A 17,203-nucleotide genomic window follows, 5' to 3' on the forward strand; every position below is an offset into this window, starting at 1 on the left:
AAGGTGTTTTTTATCCTTTTAAAGTAGCCTTTAAGAACTCAGAGTTCATACGAGCTATGTTTTCTAAAGAGATTCCTTTAGGACACTCAATTTCACAAGCACCAGTATTAGTACAGTTACCAAAACCTTCTAAGTCCATTTGAGCTACCATGTTTTTAACACGTTCTGTAGCTTCAACTTGTCCTTGAGGTAATAAAGCATATTGCGAAACTTTAGCTCCTACAAATAACATTGCAGATGAGTTTTTACAAGTAGCAACACAAGCACCACAACCAATACAAGTAGCAGCATCCATAGCTTTATCTGCAGCTTCCTTAGAAATTGGAATAGCATTCGCATCTTGTGTATTACCAGACGTGTTTACTGAAATATATCCTCCAGCTTGTTGAATACGTTCAAAAGAAGTTCTATCAACCACTAAATCTTTAATTACAGGGAATGCAGCTGCTCTCCATGGCTCAATAGTAATTGTATCACCATCTTTAAACATACGCATGTGTAACTGGCAAGTAGTTACACCACGGTCAGGACCATGAGCTTCACCATTAATATACATAGAACACATACCGCAAATTCCTTCACGACAGTCATGGTCAAATGCAACAGGCTCTTCACCGTTATTAATTAATTGTTCGTTTAATACGTCCATCATTTCTAAGAAAGACATATGCTCAGAAATATCGGTCACTTTATAATCGACCATTTTTCCTTTATCACTTGCGCCTTTTTGACGCCAAATTTTAAGTGTTAAATTCATAATACTATCTTATTTGTATGAACGTTGTTTTAATTCAATATCGTTAAATTCTAATTCTTCTTTGTGTAAAACTGCATCAGCAGGCTCTCCTTTATATTCCCAAGCAGATACGTATGCAAAGTTTTTATCGTCACGTTTAGCTTCTCCTTTTTGAGGACCATCTAATTCTACAGACTCTTCTCTAAAGTGACCTCCACAAGATTCGGTTCTATCTAAGGCATCTTTAGCAAATAATTCTCCTAATTCTAAGAAGTCAGCAACACGACCAGCTTTTTCTAACTCTGGGTTCATTTCGTTTGCACCTCCAGGAACTGTCACATTTTTCCAGAAATCTTCACGTAAAGCTTTAATTTCCGTCATTGCTTCTTTTAAACCTTTTTCGTTACGAGCCATTCCACATTTTTCCCACATAATAACTCCAAGTTTTTTGTGGTAGTAATCTACAGAATGCTCTCCTTTATTGTTTACAAAGAAATCGATACGATCTTTAACGGCTTTTTCAGCTTCGTCAAACTCTTTAGTGTCAGTAGGGATTTTTCCAGTACGAATATCTCCCGATAAATAATCACCAATTGTATAAGGTAATACAAAGTAACCATCAGCTAAACCTTGCATTAAAGCAGAAGCTCCTAAACGGTTAGCACCGTGGTCAGAGAAATTTGCTTCACCAATAGCATAACAACCATCAATAGTAGTCATTAAGTTATAATCTACCCAAATACCACCCATTGTATAGTGAGTTGCAGGATAAATCATCATAGGTGTTTTATATGGATTGTCATCAACAATCTTCTCATACATTTGGAATAAGTTTCCATATTTAGCCTCAACAATAGCTTCACCTAATTCAGTAATTTTAGCAGCTGAAGGGTTTTCAATACCTTTTAATTTAGCTTGCTCTTTACCGTAACGCTCAATTGCCGATTTAAAATCTAAATATACAGCCTCTCCAGTAGCATTTACTCCGTAACCAGCATCACAACGCTCTTTTGCAGCACGAGAAGCAACATCACGAGGTACTAAGTTACCAAATGCAGGATATCTTCTTTCTAAGTAATAATCTCTTTCTTCTTCAGACAAATCAGTTGGTTTTTTACGACCTTCTCTAATTGCCATTACATCATCCATATTCTTAGGAACCCAAATTCTACCATCATTACGTAATGATTCAGACATTAACGTTAATTTCGATTGGTAATCTCCTGAACGAGGAATACATGTTGGGTGAATTTGTGTATAACAAGGATTTGCGAAATACGCTCCTTTTTTATGAATTTTCCATGCAGCAGTAGCGTTAGATCCCATTGCATTAGTTGATAAGAAATATACATTTCCGTATCCACCAGAAGCAATAACTACAGCATGAGCAGAATGACGCTCTATTTCACCAGTAACTAAGTTACGAGCTATAATACCACGTGCTTTACCATCAACAATAACTACATCTAACATTTCATGACGATTGAACATTTCAATCTTACCACGAGCTATTTGACGGTTCATTGCCGAGTAAGCACCTAATAATAACTGTTGTCCAGTTTGTCCTTTAGCATAAAAAGTACGAGATACTAATACACCTCCAAACGAACGGTTATCTAATAAACCACCATAATCACGAGCAAAAGGAACCCCTTGTGCCACACACTGGTCAATGATATTTGCAGAAACTTCTGCCAAACGATATACGTTTGCTTCACGTGAACGGTAATCTCCTCCTTTTACTGTATCGTAAAATAAACGGTAAAAAGAATCACCATCACCTTGATAGTTTTTAGCAGCATTAATACCTCCTTGTGCAGCAATAGAGTGAGCACGACGAGGAGAATCTTGATAAGCAAATGCTTTTACATTGTATCCTAATTCAGCTAATGTTGCTGAAGCAGAACCACCTGCTAAACCTGTACCTACTACAATTACATCTATTAAACGCTTGTTAGCAGGATTTACTAAGTCAATTTTATCTTTATAAGATGTCCATTTATCTTTTAATGGACCTTTTGGAATTTTTGAATCTAAAGTAGCCATACTTATTAGGTATTAATGATTGAAATGGTGAAATAAAGCAATGATGATGAATCCTACTGGAATACCAATTGCATAAATTTTACTAAATGTTTTCAATCCTTTAGTATATTTATTATTTGCTCCAACTGATTGAAAAGCTGAATTAAAGCCATGTAACAAGTGCATTGCTAAGAACACAAATGCAACAACATAAGCACCAACTCTAATTGGACTTAAAAACTTGTGTTGTAACTCGTGGAAATATCTAAATTCTCCATCGTGTAAACCACTCCAGTCACCTTGAATAAACTTAGTGTTGATTTCTGGAAACCAAAAATCGATAAAGTGTAAAACAACAAAAGCTAAAATAGCAGCACCAGACCAAATCATGTTTCTACTCATCCAAGTAGAATTGGCTGCACCGTTATTTTTAGCATAACTTACTTTTCTTGCACTCCAGTTTTTTGCTTCTAATACAAATCCCATTACAAAGTGAAAAACTACACCAAAAATTAAGACAGGTTGCATTACGTATTGTACTAACGCATTAGTCCCCATAAAGTGGGATAACTTGTTAAATGTTGCTCCATTGTCTGGAAAAATTGAAGTAATGTTAATTGCAAAGTGCTGTAATAAGAAAAACATCAAGAAGAACGCCGAAAGTGCCATGGCAAATTTTCTTCCTATCGAAGATTTTAATAATCCCATTATTTTGTTTATTGATTATATTATAATACAAATTTAAGAGCTATAGGCTACACGGACAAACTTTACGAATTCTTTTCTTAAATATTTAGAATGGGTTTAAATAGAGAGTGTAGTTTCTTAAAAAATAAATGATTAAATAATCTTTTCCTCTGACGAAATTATCATTTACTCAGCTTTTATGGGGTTGTTTATAGTAATTAGCGGTATAATTATAAAAAATAATATCATGCTTAAAAAATATCCAAAACTAAAATGGACCTTAATTTCAATCCTTAGTTTAATAATTCTTATTGTTTTTTTTGGACTTTGGTTTATAAACCTTTTACCTCTTGAAGAAATGAAAAAAGATTTAACAAAGAGTAAAGCAGAAAATATTACGTACTTATCTCAAAATATAATTTCTAATAGAGGGAAAATATTAGCTGTTGTTACTAGTACTAACACTATGGGTAATAGTGGTAAGAGTACTGGATATGAATTAACGGAATTATCAAGAGCTTACTACGTTTTTAAAGCAAATGGTTTTGAAGTGGATGTGGCAAGTCCGTTAGGAGGAAAACCACCTGTGATAATAGATAAGGATGATATGAGGGAATTTGATTATGCTTTTTTAAATGACCCAATAGCACAATATAAAACAAGTAATACAATCGCTTTAGATAATGTGATTGCTAACGATTACGAAGCAGTATATTTTGTAGGAGGTAAGGGAGCCATGTTCGATTTTCCAAATAATAAAGCAATTCAGCAAATCGTAAAAAAAATATACCAATCAGGAAAAGTTATAGGAGCAGTTTGTCATGGTCCCTCAGCGTTAGTAAATGTAACTCTTGATAATGGAAAACATCTATTAGAAAATAAGACTGTTAGCAGTTTTACGAATAAAGAAGAACTGTTGTTAATACCTGATGCAGAATCAATATTTCCATTTCTTTTACAAGACAAATTAGCATCTAAAGGAGCTAAGTTTCATGAAGGAACAATGTATTTAGAAACGATAAGTCATGATAATAATTTAATTACTGGACAAAACCCATGGTCTACATGGAAATTAGCAGAAACAATGGTAAAACAACTTGGTTATACACCTAAATATAGAAAAATAACAGGAGAAGAGAATGCGGTAAAAGTTTTACAAGTATATGAAAATGAAGGGTCAAAAAAGGCAAAAGAGTTAATAGATAAGTTATTGATAAATGAAGATAAATCAATAGATAGATTATTGTTAGCATCTCATAGTGTTATTGCAGGAATGAAAGGAGAGATAGGTCGTTTCTTTGGTTTACTTGGATTAACATCTTATGCTAAAAACAAAGCTAAAAGCAAACCATAAGAAAATATTTTTGATTGTTTTTGAAAGCATGAATCTATATAGAGGTTTGTGCTTTGCTTTTTAGTAAATATTTATAAATTTGATAAAAATATTCTGTTGAGTTTTTTAGAAATACTTCTTGTCATTATCAGTAGTGCAGGCTTATTGCACGGAATCTTATTTGCATTTTACTTATGCCTTTTTAAAAAGAAAAAAACATTAACTAATTTATTATTAGGGTTGATTTTGATTTTTATGGCATTTAGAATAGGAAAATCGGTAATGATGAATTTTGGTGACGATTTGGAACCTCTATTTATCTTTGCTGGACTCGCTTTTTTACTACTAATAGGTCCTTTTCTTAGGTGGTACGTATTAGGAATGACTAAGCCAAATTTTAAGTTTTTAAAGGCTTGTTTTTTAGAGTTAATTCCTTTTTGTCTTGTATTTGTAATGAGTTTTTTTATAACTAAAGAATCATTTGAAAATGATAGAATGGTTATAATTTTACTTTCAAGTGTACTTCTGTTCATTTATTTACATTTTGCTTTTTATATAGGACTTTCATGGAAAACATTAAGAGATAAAAGGAGGGAAGTAAAAAATGAAACACAAACAAAATCGCAAAAAGCGATATTTGATTGGTTAAAACTAGTTGTTACTGGTTTTATTGTTATTTGGATTTCCTACTTTTTAAATCTTATGGAAGAATCGGTCCCTTATATTATTGGTCCTATAATGTATTCAGTAATTATTTATTTTCTTAGTTATAAGGCTTTTGAACTAAAGGCTACGGAAATTGATGGTGATGCATTTAAACTTAATAACGATTTAGTATTATTTAATAAAATATCTAAATTAATTATTGATGATGAATTGTATTTAAAACCAGATTTGACACTTTCTAAATTAAGTAATTTAATAGGAGAGAGTACACAAAAAACATCGTCGATAATTAATGAATATGGAAAACGAAATTTTAATGATTTTATTAATTATTATAGGGTAGACGAAGCTAAAAAAATGCTGTTAGATTCTAAAAACGAAAAGTTTACCATTTCATCAATTGCGTTCGAAATAGGATTTGGAAGCTTATCTTCTTTTAATAGTGCTTTTAAAAAGTTTGAGGGAATAACACCTTCCAACTTCAGAAAGAATAGATAGAATGTTTAATCTTTCAAGACAACATTCAAAATACCAGATAACTCTTTTGGTTTTTCTAAAGGAATCATATGACCACAATTTTTAACACTAATAAATTTTCCTTTTAAAGTATTGTTAGCAGTTTTCTTGATTGCTTCTGAAGGAACTAAAGCATCGTTTTCGGCAGAAATAAATAATATTGGAATATTCAATAGAGAAACTTGTTGAGATATGTCTACTCTAGAAGAAGTAGCTTTTAATTGACGGATTAAAATTTCTTTTCCTAAATCACTATCCATTTTTTTTATAATTTCAGTAATTTTTGGATTACTATGATTATCTGGATGTAAAAATTGTTGAATTCTAGCTTGAGATATTCCTTTGTAGCTGTGTTTTTCTAAAAAATCAATAGTGCTTTTTCTTAATGAGATTTCCTTGTCATTTAAGCCATTAGTGTTTGCTGCAACAATAATTAATTTTTTAACCTTATGAGGAAAATAAATAGCAAAATTTAAAGCAGAAAATCCACCTAATGAGAAACCAACAATAGTTACGGGTGTTTCAGTTTCAATTTTTGATAGAATTACATTGTTTATGTTTTCAAAAGAGTTAGCATTACTAATATCAATATGGATAGGGTCAATGTTTTCTAAGTTTGGAAATACAAATTGCCATAAATCAATAGTACACATAGTACCAGAAATAAAATATACCTTTTGCATTATCTTACAGTATTAGAGTTTACCAAACATTTATTGTTTTCCCATTTCCCGTTTAATGATTCCTGACTAATGAGTTCATTTTTGCAGGTTAAAAAACGACCTTTTTTATCTTTTTTTATAATTTTTAACTTTCCAGCATGTATGGCGCTAATAATTCTATAGATTAATCCATTTTTAGGAGTTTTACTTCCCTTGTGAGTAAGTGATAATCCGAATTCATTATTAAACAAATCCATTGTGGTTGATATTTTATCAGGAACAACTCCATCCTCTAGTTTTCGTTTTTTATAAGTTTTGTAGTTTTCTCTTTCATGAGCTTTTCCTAGAGAACGTGCTGCATTAAGACCTAATTTTTGTCGTAAACTAGCCATCCAAAAAGCATGACGAAAGGCGTCTACTTGTCCGCCAGAAGGGTCTCCATCTAATAAAGGGGATTTTTTAATAGAGTCAGCAATTCTATTTGCTTCACGTGAAACATCCAAAGCTTTTTTTGCTTTAAAAGGGTGAAATATTACCCACATCTTTTTCTGATGAGATAATTTTTTAAACTTTTTCCAATTAGATTGTGAGAAAATAATAGAGCTTGAAAAAAGAAAAATATATAAAAAAGTTCTCCTAAGATTCAATAATGAAAATATTTAATTGTTGTGATTAATCTGTTCTTGTAATTCCACAATTTTACTTTCTAAATCATGTAGCCTATCATATACATCAACAGGTTCGGGCATTTGTTTTGAGGCAAACATAGTAACATACCAAACTTCCATTATTTCTTCAACATTAATAGTGTAAGTAGGGTAGTTTCCGTCTTTATTATCACTTTTTAAAATTAATTTTCCTCGTTCTTCTATCCTGTTGATAACACGTTTAAGTACAATTCCATCATTTTTACTCACAATAATATATACACGGCCGTCTTTTATTTCGCTTAGATTTTCAATGAACTTACCAAAAACCAAATCACCATCGAAAAAAGTACGTACCATTGAGTTTCCTTGTACTTCAAAACACCTAAATGTACCATTGTTTAAATGTGGCATATTAAAAGAAGGCAATTGTTCTATATAGTTGGTATCTCCATAACCAGATAGGTATCCAGCCCTAGCTTGTATAGGTACATAAATTACATTTTCATTTCCTGATGAATTTACAGAAATTACTTGTGGTACTCCAGAATATGTTTGAATTTTAGGGGGGGCTGTTTTTAGCATTAAATCGCTTTTGCCAAACAAATATTCAGGATTAATATCAAATTCATCTATAATGGCTTTTAAAACATCATACCCAGGTTTAGTTCTCTTTCTAGTACCGTCTTTCTGAGGTCTTCCATTAATAATACTATCTATAGTAGTACCTGTTACTCCAATTCTTTTAGAAAAAGAAAAGTTATTTAAATGAAAGGTGTCTCTTATTGAAGTTATTTTTTCTGCTATCCCCATTTTATTTCGTCTTCAATCATTTTACAAAATAATTAAACTTTTGTTTTGTTTTATTTGTAAAATGTTATATTTTTGCATTGTAAATAAGTTGCTAATATACATAAAATCTTTAATAATCAAACATTTGTATAATGTTAGTGGCTGTTTTTTAGAAGTTTTAACTTGTGATATTCATTTTTTTAAAATTTCATTCTATGGTATTCAAACATTTTATTGAATGTCACTTTTCTTAAAAACTAATTAAGAAGTATTAATGTGTAGAAACTGTTAGAAAGCGAAAAAACAGTAGCTCTAGTTGAGAGCTTAATTAGAAAAAATAATTAAAATTTTATTAAAAATGAGTAAACCGATTAAATCAAACCTTTTTAGGTTTGTAACATTACGTAGTCCGCAATTAATTGATAATAAGGAGTTGGGGTTTATTTCTTTTCCAGAGGATCAAGGGTTAAGTAATAAAGCGCTAACAGCTATTGATGGAGTAACTACAGAAGCGGCACGAAAAACAGCATTATTGAATGCTTACAAAACAGATTTTAGACCTTTTGTATCTAGACTAAATGTTAAAAATGCAGATTCTGAATTGTATAGATTTTCTCTTTGGTTAGGAAGAAATAAGTCAAGCCTTTCATATGTAAGTATTACAGAAAATTTACCTAAAGATGGGGTTAGTAAACGAATAGAGAACTTTGAATCTGTTTTATGGGATCAGTTGTTTTATAATATCATAAATAAAAAATCTTCTTCAATAAGAGAAGCAATTATTCAAATGCTTATTGGATATAGGTTTGTTGAAAAATTTAAAAATTTTAGGCCTACTATTGTTCCTAAGGAAGGTTCTCCTGTTTTTTCAAAAGAAGAAAAAGCAGAGTTTGTTCGTAGAGCAAATGCTAGTGCAATTATTCCTAAAGGAATTGTTATTTCAGGATCTAATGGAATAGAGGCAAGTCAGCCAGCTTTATCAAAGGATTCTCAAGATTATATGCAAGCAGATTTGAAAGTTGCATTAGCTAAGTATAAGATTAAAAAATATGAAGCATCTTTAAAAGAATTAGAACAAAAGGAGGTTTTATATAAGAAAGTTGAAAAAGCAAGATATGATGCAGAGGTGAAAACTTATGAGGCTTCTATAGAGCAAATTCAGCAAGAAGCTACTCCTAAAATTCAGACTATTGTAGATTCAAAAACTGGTTTTCAGAAAGAGTTAAAGACTTATCCAGAATTACAGTTGCCTAAGTTTGAGTTTTTAAGAGGTGAAGAAGTTGTAAGAGGTGATGATTCTACTTTTTCAACAGAGACATTAGCGTTATTAAAATCAGATGAATTAAAGCAGTATGATACCTTTGGTGAAGTAAAAAGAGTTTTAAGAGATGAGATTAAAAAAGATTATCAATTTGTATATGAGAAAACGCCAGAAGAGGCAAAAAAAGTAGCTATAGGGGGTACAACTGTAACATTGGGTGCTTTAAAGGGAGCTCAATTGTATTCGTATGTAGGAGCGGTTATACCTTCTTTTGTCAAAGGCGAAAGTTCTATTTCAATGAATTTAAATGTAGGTTATGCTAATGCGTATGTTACCAATGCTACTTATGGACTAAAAAAGAAAAACGGAGGTGGAGCTATTGCTAATACTAAAGTTAGAGAGATTTCAAAAAATAAAGGCTTATTGAGTTTAAGTTTTTTTCCTGATGGTCAAATGTTAACTTCTGGAGAATATATTTTTGAAGGAGAATTAACATTAAATAATGGAGTTAAACTAAGGTTTAATTCAGTTCTGTTTATTGATACTGAAAAAATAGTAAATTTCTTTTTTGGTATTGATTATAGGTTTGTAGGGGAGTATTCAGGTGTTGCTACAAAAGTTATTGAAAATGGAGGTGAAGGAACCGGTTCAGGAGAAGGACAAGTTTCTGAAGTTTCAGATGGAGTTTTGTATGGAGTGTCTCAATTAGGAATTGCAGATTTTAGACGTGTAGAACAAGAGGTGTGTTGTTATGTTCCAGGTGAAGTATCGCATATTGAAAATATTATGGCGCGTGAGTATAAAGAGCGTTCAACTAGGAATTTAACATCGTCAGAGCAAACAACTGAAAAAACGACAGAGAGAGAGGTTGAAAACTTAACAGATACTACTTCAACAGAGCGAAATGAGTTGCAAAGTGAAACGTCTTCTATTGTTAATGAAGATACTGCAACTAGTTTTGGAGCGAATGCAAGTGTTAGTGGTGGATTTGGAGGAACAACGTTTAGTGCAGGTACGAATTTTAATACATCTTCTTCTAATTCAGCTTCAAATTCAAATTCACAGGCTCAAACTTATGCACAGGAGGTTACAGAGCGTGCTTTAGAGCGTGTGGTACAAAAAGTAAGCTCTAAGAGAACTTCTCGAATTTTAAAAGAATTTGAAGAAAATAACACGCATGGTTTTGATAATAGAAAAGGAGATGAGCATGTAACAGGAGTGTACCGCTGGGTAGATAAGATTTATAAAAATAAATTAATTAATTATGGTAAACGCTTAATGTATGAGTTTGCATTGCCAGAGCCTGCTAAATTTTTTATTGAATCTTATCTTGAGAAAAAAGAAAAAGAGAATAAAACTCCAAAAGGATTAATTATTCCAAAAGAACCTGTTCATCCTAGTCAATTAACTTCTTTTGCTATTAATAATGCAAGAGATTTAACTGAGGCGAATTATCAATTTGTAGCATCTAATTATAATGCAGAAATAAAGGCATATCCAGAAGAAAATGTATCTGTTTCTAGAAGTTATAGTAAAATGGACTTAAGCCTAAATAATGGAAGATTTTCTCATTCTGGTCATGAGAAAATGAATTTACCTAAAGGGTATAAGCTAAAGGAGTTTTTTGGGCATTTCACTAATTGGCAAGCTCATGATATTAAAGGTCAATACAGAGCTGGGTATATAACGATAGGAGGAGAGAATTTTAAATTTAATGCTAGTGGTAATATAAGGGAATTTAGAGGAGGTAATTTAAGTTCTGATGTTAGAGAAAAATTAGAATTTGCAATAGTGTCTTGGGATGTAGCTTCGTATTCTTTTGATATTGTTGCTAAATGTGAGTTGACAAAAGAGGCAAGACAAGAATGGCAAAATGAAGCTTATAAGGCTATTATGGATGCTTATAATGAGCGTTTACAAGAGTATAATGATTTTATTATAAGTCAAGAATTAGGAAAAGAGCAAACAGTAAAGAAAAAAGAGTTGAGCTCGCAAATTAATCGTGGTATTGAAAAACGAGAATTAAAACGTATTGCTATTGATTTAATAGCTAGAGCTCATAATGTCGTTACGTTTAGAGATAATTATCAAGGAGAAGGAAAAATTTCGGATTCTAAACATGTAGCAAGAACTCAAGAGTTTCAAGAGCACTCAGAGGTTGTTAAGTTTTTTGAACAGGCTTTCGATTGGGAAATTATGGCCTATACTTTTTACCCATATTTTTATGGTAATGAAGATAATTGGGAGGCTAATTTTGAATATAATGAAGGTAGCGACCCTATTTTTCAAGCCTTTTTGCAAAGTGGTATGGCAAGAAGCGTAGTGCCAGTACGTCCTGGGTTTGAAGAAGCTGTTAACTGGTATATGAAAACAGGAGAAGCTTGGTATGGTCAAGGAATGGTTACCGATGTAGATGATGATTTATATATCTCAGTTGCTGAAGAGATGCAAACTATTGAAGGAGAAGTTGAAGGTACTTGGGAAACTCGAGTTCCAACTGCGTTAACCGTTCTTCAGGCAGACTCAGTAGTTTTAAATGAAGGAGGTTTGCCATGTAATTCAGGTTGTGAAGGGCAAGGGTTGTTTTCGTCTAGCTCTAGTAAGATAGGTGGTTCTCCAGATGGAGTAGACTTTGATATTGTTGGTCAGACCAATAATGTAGCATAAGTGTTTTAATACACGTTTTCTTCAAGTCTCACCCGTAAATAAATACTAAATAATTATAAGAGTGTTTGGTTCCTTTCTCTGTATTAAGCAGAGAAGGGTTGGGTGAGGTTTGTTTTTAATAAACCTTAAAAATAAAATTATGCATTCACATATATATGGTAAAAAACACTTTAATTGCAAAATGAATTTTAAGAGTTTAATAGTGTTTTCTTGTGAGTGTGGTGATTTCTATATAGAAGAGTATTTAGTTTAGTTAGGAGAAATAAAAGGGTTGAACTATGATTTTGAAAACGATTTAAATGAAGCTTTATAAGGGTTTTTGATAGATGGGGTATTACTTTGTTGTAAAAACAGAAAAAAAATTAAATAAAATGAAAAAATTAAAATTAGAGTTAAGTGATGAATCAATAAAAATATCGGATTTAAATATATTTATCAATGAGTTTGATTTAAAGTTGCCAGAATCTTATATTGATTTTATTTTAAAAAATAATGGAGGATACCCTAATTTAACAGTTTATGGTAATCCGTATGATGATGGTTTGATTGTAGATAGTTTTTATAGTGTTTCTCTTAGTGATTATAGATTTAATAAAGATGAAGTTGTTTTACTATCTTCTAGAGAAATAATAAGGACACATCAAATAATAGAGAAAAATATACCACCTTACTTATATCCTTTTGCAGATGATGAAGGGGGGGCTAAGTTTTGTCTTTCAATGAAAGATGAAAGTTTTGGAGAGGTTTTTTTGGTTTATTTAGATGGTACTTCTGATGAACCTACTTTTATTAGTGATTCTTTTAGTAAATTTATAGAGACTCTTGAGGATGTAGAGAAATATGAAAATGATTTTTAATAAAAAGTTTTAGAGGAGTAAAATAAAAGTTACTGGGACGGTTAGTGATTGTTTTCGTTTTTGGAATTAAACAATCTAAAACTAAATGAAAATTTAAATATAAGAAAAATGAATATAACAGATGGTATTGAAAGAGTTTCATTAAATAAGCTTGATGAGTTTGTGAAAAAGTATAATTTAAATTTACCTAATTCGTATTTAGAGTTTATTCTGCAGAATAATGGAGGGTATCCAAATAAATCTAACTTTTACTCTAAAAAAGTAGATTTAGAATTTGATTTTGATTTTTTCTATTCTATTGATTTAGATTATCAAAATAAAGATGTGTTGGATGCTTTACATGATTTGGTAACAGTTAATGAAATCATTGATAATTATCAGATTGAGGAGAGGGAATTACCTGCTTTTTTATATCCTTTCGGTCAGAACTCTGGAGGAGCAGTCTATTGTATTTCTACTAGAAAACAAGATTATGGTATTGTCTACCTTCATTATTGGGATGATAGTGAGTTACAATATATAACAGATTCTTTTACTGATTTTATAGATAATATTAAGTAGTTGTGTGCTTGTGAACTTCAAATCTTTCATGGAAAATGAAAAGTATGGTCTGTTAACAGATGATAGACCTACGAGTCCTCCTTGGGAAAAAACAATAACTTGTATAAATTTAATTGTAAAAATCGTCTGAAAAGACGATTTTTATTTTCTTATAAAAAAGTAATAAGATAAATTACAAAAGCTATGAGGTAGTTTATCTTTTATAAAACAAAAGTTGCGTGTTTTAACAAATTAATAGTAGTTATTTTAAGAGATTTTTAAATATATGTTAGTATGTTTAGATGATATTATAAACTTTTAAAAACCTTCAAGCTATGAGAAAAAATGATGGTCAAAAAAAAGAGTATTCTATGATAGGATATTTAAAATTGCAAAGAAAAAGAACAGTGTCGATTTATCAGGGTCACTATCTGTAATAAATAATAAAGCATCTAAGGAGTATTTTGATAATGAATCTTTTCAGATAACTTTTTCTACTAAAATTAAGGATGTTTCTTACGATTATACAATGCTTGTTACTGCAAATGAGTCTATTGAAGATAAAGATTTAGAAAAAATAAACTACGAACTTGGAATTCAAATAGAAGGTTGTGGTATGTATTTCGAAGTATTGAATTATAAACAAGATTTTTCTATACAATTTGATACTTATAAAAGTGTTTTTATAGATACTCCTTCAGTAAAAAATGGGGTAGTTTATTTTAGTAAAAACACAACTATAAACATATTACAAAAATAATTATATCTTTATTTGTATAATTTGTAATATGTTGTATATTTGTATTCGCTTTCTAACAGTTGATAGATTTATTAACCTTTAAAGTTAAGCAGAAACTAAAAAAGTTGGATTAAACCTCTTTCGGGTACAGAAAAAGAAAAAAGAATCAAAAACTTAAAAAAGTTTTGTCTGCTAACACCAAAAATTAAACAGATGTATGAGTATAATATCAGTTGCATTATCGCAATACGGTGTAAAAGAAGTAAAAGGATCTAAAGATCACCCGCAAATTATAAATTATTTTACCTCAATGGGCTTCGACGGAGCTAAGCTAAAAGACGAGACAGCTTGGTGTAGTGCCTTTGCTAATTGGGTAGCAAAAATAGCAGGCTATGAACGTTCTAATAGATTAACAGCCAGAAGTTGGTTAACAGTAGGAACTTCTACAAGTGCTCCTAAAACAGGAGATGTAGTTGTTCTCTGGAGAGAAGATCCAAGAAGTTGGAAGGGACATGTTGGTTTCTTTATTAAAGAAACAAAACGATATGTATATATACTTGGAGGGAATCAAGGGAATAGTGTAAGTATAAAAGCATACCCTAAAAACAAAATATTAGATTATAGAAAACTAAGGAAAGATGGATAAGTTATCAAACATAATTTTTTGGTTGCTAGCTTTACTATCTCCCTTAAATGGAGTTTTAACAACAATGATGTTGCTTATTGTTGTCGATTTTATTACTGGATCTTATGCAGCAATAAAACATGCAGTTCCTATTCGGAGTATACGTTTAGGGCATACAATTTCTAAATTTTTTATTTACAATTTAGTAATTATATCGGCATATTTTTTAGAAAAACATATTGTTAATGAAGTGCCATTTCTAAAAATAATAGCAGGGTTTATTGCTATAACAGAGATAAAATCAATTTTAGAAAATTATAACAAAATTTATGGGGTGAATCCATTTAAAGCATTACATAATTTTTTAAAACAAAGTGGGTTGCATAGTACAGTAGAGCAATTAACAGAAAAAGAGAAAAAAGTTTAGTCGCTAACATTATTCGTTTTTAGCGCCTCTTTTTTATCAGAAAAATTAAAAACAGATAAAAAAGAATAAACATGAAACAAAACAAAGAAACATTAAAAAAGTATTTCGAAACAGGCGATAAACCTACTCAGCAACAGTATGCAGAGTTAATTGATAGCTATGTAGATAGTAAACAACCAGAGGGAAAGGCTAATCGTAGATTTGTGATAGATGAAACTGGAGAAGTAAATATAGCAGAAGAAGAAAGAACTCCAGAATATACTTTATCTGATATTGTAAATAATAAATTGTCTTTATTAAAAGATGGAATTACAGTAAAGGAAATAGACTTAACTCCATATGTAGATGATACAAATTTAGCTCGATTAGTTTCAGGAACTGTTGACAATAATGGTGTTGCTACATTTACAAGAGATGACAATTCAACTTTTACAGTTGATTTGAGTAATTTAAAAGGAGGTGGAGCAGTTGATGTGAGTAATTTAGTTCCTTATACAGGGGCTACTCAAGATGTTGATTTAGGTAATTATAGTATAAATTCAAATAAGGAAGAAATAATTGCTTCACATTCAAAATATTATATTCCATTTACGGTGAATGATAAAATACTGTTTAGACGTCAAACAGGAGTTTGGACTGGAGGTAATCTGGTAAATGCCTTTGGAATGGGTATTGGTTTTAATGCGTTAAGTAGGAATAAAGGAGTAGAATCTTATGCTTTTGGAGATAATGCTTTACTGAATAATTTGGGTGCTCAATCTTGTGCCTTTGGTCATCAGGCCTTAGAAAATAATATAGGTATTTTTTCAAGTGCTTTTGGATATCAAGCATTACAAGGAAATACTAAGGGTCATTCAAGTGCGTTTGGTTATCAATCGTTGAGAAATAATACAGGGCTAAACTCAGTAGGTTTTGGAGGTCAATCGCTTGCTGGGAATAGTGGGAATTACTCAACAGCTGTAGGGTTCAGTACATTGTCATTTAATTCAGGAGGTCAATCTACAGCTTTAGGTTTTCAATCAGGTTATAGAAACTCAGGAAATGATTTAATTGCAATAGGTTATGGTTCAGCTGAAAACAATAGTGGTTCAAATAATATATCTATTGGGAATAGAGCAATGAAATCTACTCCTGGGAGTTATAATTTGGCAATAGGGCATGAAGCTTTATTTTATTCTAAAAATGGAGAAAGTAATGTAGCTATAGGTCATAATGCAATGAATAAAAGTCAGGGAATTGGTAATTCTATGATAGGTTTTCAATCAGGATTTTGGTCTATGGGAGAAGGGAATGTTTCTTTAGGGTCAGAAACAATGAGATATTCGTCATCTTTTAATAAGTTAAATTCAGCTATTGGGTACAAAGCTTGGTATGCATATAATCAAGATGATAATAATATTAAAACAATAGCAAGTAATAGTTCTGATATAGATGCAGTAAATAATAGAATTACATTAACTTCACATGGCTTAGGTAGTGCTAATAAGTATGTTAACTTAAAATACGTAAAAGCAGGAGGAACAGGTTCAATAGGATTAAATAATTCTTCAATTTATTTATTTAAGATTGTTGACTCTAATACAATTGAGAGTGAGTTACTTAGTTTATCAGTAGATGAGAGTGGGACAACTCATACATTTATTCCAGAAAAAAGAATAACTAACTCAACAGCAATTGGAGCAAATAGCTTACCAACAAAATCAAATCAAATTGTATTAGGTGACTCAAATGTACAAGAAGTTTTTACAAAAGGAGATTATATAACAGCAACCGCAGGAAAAGGACTTGTATTAACAACACCAGACAATACAAAACAATATAGGTTAAGTATAGATAATGCTGGGAGTTTAGCAATAACATTAATATAAAAAACAATGAAAAAAGAACAAAAAGAAGCAATTACGTATTTAATTCAATGTACAGAATATGCACAAAGCAAAGGTGTTTTTAGTTTATTAGAAGCACATAATGTGTTTAACTCAATAAATGTTTTAATGCCTGTATTGGAAGAAGAATAAATATA

Annotated in this window: 16 protein-coding genes; 10 read left to right on the forward strand and 6 right to left on the reverse strand. The window is 31.0% G+C overall.

The genetic code is table 11. The annotated features are described in order from the left end of the window. Positions 1 to 10 precede the first annotated feature (10 nt). From Q0958_RS03280 to Q0958_RS03290, 3 genes are read right to left on the reverse strand one after another with little or no spacing between them, the layout of a single operon-like run. Entirely contained in the window at positions 11 to 757 is a 747-nt protein-coding gene (locus tag Q0958_RS03280) for a succinate dehydrogenase/fumarate reductase iron-sulfur subunit (RefSeq protein ID WP_272150944.1), read from the reverse strand. 9 nt (positions 758 to 766) lie between these two features. Continuing rightward, entirely contained in the window at positions 767 to 2,782 is a 2,016-nt protein-coding gene (locus Q0958_RS03285) for a fumarate reductase/succinate dehydrogenase flavoprotein subunit (RefSeq protein ID WP_299119553.1), read from the reverse strand. A gap of 12 nt (positions 2,783 to 2,794) precedes the next feature. After that, positions 2,795 to 3,472, reverse strand: a complete 678-nt coding sequence (locus tag Q0958_RS03290; RefSeq protein WP_272151093.1) for a succinate dehydrogenase cytochrome b subunit — start codon at positions 3,470 to 3,472, stop codon at positions 2,795 to 2,797. A 334-nt stretch (positions 3,473 to 3,806) separates the two neighbouring features. Here Q0958_RS03290 and Q0958_RS03295 point away from each other — a divergent pair, with 334 nt between their 5' ends. Together Q0958_RS03295 and Q0958_RS03300 are read left to right on the forward strand one after the other, a co-directional pair. Beyond that, complete coding sequence (locus Q0958_RS03295) at positions 3,807 to 4,802, forward strand: type 1 glutamine amidotransferase domain-containing protein (RefSeq protein WP_299119556.1); 996 nt, start codon at positions 3,807 to 3,809, stop codon at positions 4,800 to 4,802. 234 nt (positions 4,803 to 5,036) lie between these two features. Continuing rightward, on the forward strand, positions 5,037 to 5,945 hold the full coding sequence (locus Q0958_RS03300) for a helix-turn-helix domain-containing protein (RefSeq protein ID WP_299119558.1): 909 nt from the start codon (positions 5,037 to 5,039) through the stop codon (positions 5,943 to 5,945). Positions 5,946 to 5,950: 5 nt separating this feature from the next. Here the strand turns inward: Q0958_RS03300 and Q0958_RS03305 are convergent, their stop codons facing one another. The 3 genes from Q0958_RS03305 to Q0958_RS03315 all read right to left on the reverse strand — a co-directional run bounded on the left by Q0958_RS03305 (position 5,951) and on the right by Q0958_RS03315 (position 8,085). Then, entirely contained in the window at positions 5,951 to 6,646 is a 696-nt protein-coding gene (locus Q0958_RS03305; protein ID WP_299119561.1) for an alpha/beta hydrolase, read from the reverse strand. Then, positions 6,646 to 7,167: a hypothetical protein gene (locus tag Q0958_RS03310; RefSeq protein WP_299119564.1), complete on the reverse strand. Its 522-nt coding sequence runs from the start codon at positions 7,165 to 7,167 to the stop codon at positions 6,646 to 6,648. Before Q0958_RS03310 ends, Q0958_RS03305 begins: the two co-directional genes overlap by 1 nt. 117 nt (positions 7,168 to 7,284) lie before the next feature. Then, positions 7,285 to 8,085, reverse strand: a complete 801-nt coding sequence (locus Q0958_RS03315; RefSeq protein ID WP_299119567.1) for a S24 family peptidase — start codon at positions 8,083 to 8,085, stop codon at positions 7,285 to 7,287. Positions 8,086 to 8,422: 337 nt separating this feature from the next. On the opposite strand from Q0958_RS03315, the gene Q0958_RS03320 reads away from it, so the two are divergent. The 8 genes from Q0958_RS03320 to Q0958_RS03355 all read left to right on the forward strand — a co-directional run bounded on the left by Q0958_RS03320 (position 8,423) and on the right by Q0958_RS03355 (position 17,198). Beyond that, complete coding sequence (locus Q0958_RS03320) at positions 8,423 to 11,992, forward strand: hypothetical protein (protein WP_299119570.1); 3,570 nt, start codon at positions 8,423 to 8,425, stop codon at positions 11,990 to 11,992. 371 nt (positions 11,993 to 12,363) lie between these two features. Continuing rightward, a complete protein-coding gene (locus tag Q0958_RS03325) occupies positions 12,364 to 12,849 on the forward strand; it encodes an SMI1/KNR4 family protein (protein WP_299119573.1) in 486 nt (161 codons plus the stop codon). Between the two features lie 108 nt (positions 12,850 to 12,957). After that, positions 12,958 to 13,410, forward strand: coding sequence for an SMI1/KNR4 family protein (locus Q0958_RS03330; RefSeq protein WP_299119576.1), 453 nt, complete (start codon positions 12,958 to 12,960; stop codon positions 13,408 to 13,410). A 508-nt stretch (positions 13,411 to 13,918) separates the two neighbouring features. Further along, entirely contained in the window at positions 13,919 to 14,149 is a 231-nt protein-coding gene (locus tag Q0958_RS03335; RefSeq protein WP_299119579.1) for a hypothetical protein, read from the forward strand. Positions 14,150 to 14,345: 196 nt separating this feature from the next. Next, positions 14,346 to 14,774 (forward strand): TIGR02594 family protein, encoded by a 429-nt coding sequence (locus Q0958_RS03340; protein ID WP_150897982.1) that lies wholly within the window; start codon positions 14,346 to 14,348, stop codon positions 14,772 to 14,774. Continuing rightward, a complete protein-coding gene (locus tag Q0958_RS03345; protein ID WP_299119583.1) occupies positions 14,767 to 15,180 on the forward strand; it encodes a phage holin family protein in 414 nt (137 codons plus the stop codon). Before Q0958_RS03340 ends, Q0958_RS03345 begins: the two co-directional genes overlap by 8 nt. A gap of 71 nt (positions 15,181 to 15,251) precedes the next feature. Continuing rightward, the gene (locus Q0958_RS03350; protein ID WP_299119585.1) at positions 15,252 to 17,048 is read left to right on the forward strand and encodes a hypothetical protein; all 1,797 of its coding nucleotides are present in this window, start codon (positions 15,252 to 15,254) and stop codon (positions 17,046 to 17,048) included. A 6-nt stretch (positions 17,049 to 17,054) separates the two neighbouring features. Beyond that, positions 17,055 to 17,198 (forward strand): hypothetical protein, encoded by a 144-nt coding sequence (locus Q0958_RS03355; protein WP_299119586.1) that lies wholly within the window; start codon positions 17,055 to 17,057, stop codon positions 17,196 to 17,198. Positions 17,199 to 17,203 lie beyond the last annotated feature (5 nt).

This window comes from uncultured Tenacibaculum sp. (genome assembly GCF_947499065.1).
Classification (GTDB): domain Bacteria; phylum Bacteroidota; class Bacteroidia; order Flavobacteriales; family Flavobacteriaceae; genus Polaribacter.

What these genes read in the sequence shown, in the direction of transcription:
- Q0958_RS03310 (WP_299119564.1), bottom strand. Translation starts at nt 7,167, where the DNA reads ATGTGGGTAATATTTCACCCTTTTAAAGCAAAAAAAGCTTTGGATGTT.
- Q0958_RS03320 (WP_299119570.1), top strand. Translation starts at nt 8,423, where the DNA reads ATGAGTAAACCGATTAAATCAAACCTTTTTAGGTTTGTAACATTACGT.
- Q0958_RS03330 (WP_299119576.1), top strand. Translation starts at nt 12,958, where the DNA reads ATGAATATAACAGATGGTATTGAAAGAGTTTCATTAAATAAGCTTGAT.
- Q0958_RS03355 (WP_299119586.1), top strand. Translation starts at nt 17,055, where the DNA reads ATGAAAAAAGAACAAAAAGAAGCAATTACGTATTTAATTCAATGTACA.
- Q0958_RS03345 (WP_299119583.1), top strand. Translation starts at nt 14,767, where the DNA reads ATGGATAAGTTATCAAACATAATTTTTTGGTTGCTAGCTTTACTATCT.
- Q0958_RS03285 (WP_299119553.1), bottom strand. Translation starts at nt 2,782, where the DNA reads ATGGCTACTTTAGATTCAAAAATTCCAAAAGGTCCATTAAAAGATAAA.
- Q0958_RS03305 (WP_299119561.1), bottom strand. Translation starts at nt 6,646, where the DNA reads ATGCAAAAGGTATATTTTATTTCTGGTACTATGTGTACTATTGATTTA.
- Q0958_RS03350 (WP_299119585.1), top strand. Translation starts at nt 15,252, where the DNA reads ATGAAACAAAACAAAGAAACATTAAAAAAGTATTTCGAAACAGGCGAT.
- Q0958_RS03315 (WP_299119567.1), bottom strand. Translation starts at nt 8,085, where the DNA reads ATGGGGATAGCAGAAAAAATAACTTCAATAAGAGACACCTTTCATTTA.
- Q0958_RS03295 (WP_299119556.1), top strand. Translation starts at nt 3,807, where the DNA reads ATGAAAAAAGATTTAACAAAGAGTAAAGCAGAAAATATTACGTACTTA.
- Q0958_RS03280 (WP_272150944.1), bottom strand. Translation starts at nt 757, where the DNA reads ATGAATTTAACACTTAAAATTTGGCGTCAAAAAGGCGCAAGTGATAAA.
- Q0958_RS03325 (WP_299119573.1), top strand. Translation starts at nt 12,364, where the DNA reads ATGAAAAAATTAAAATTAGAGTTAAGTGATGAATCAATAAAAATATCG.
- Q0958_RS03335 (WP_299119579.1), top strand. Translation starts at nt 13,919, where the DNA reads ATGCTTGTTACTGCAAATGAGTCTATTGAAGATAAAGATTTAGAAAAA.
- Q0958_RS03340 (WP_150897982.1), top strand. Translation starts at nt 14,346, where the DNA reads ATGAGTATAATATCAGTTGCATTATCGCAATACGGTGTAAAAGAAGTA.
- Q0958_RS03300 (WP_299119558.1), top strand. Translation starts at nt 5,037, where the DNA reads ATGGCATTTAGAATAGGAAAATCGGTAATGATGAATTTTGGTGACGAT.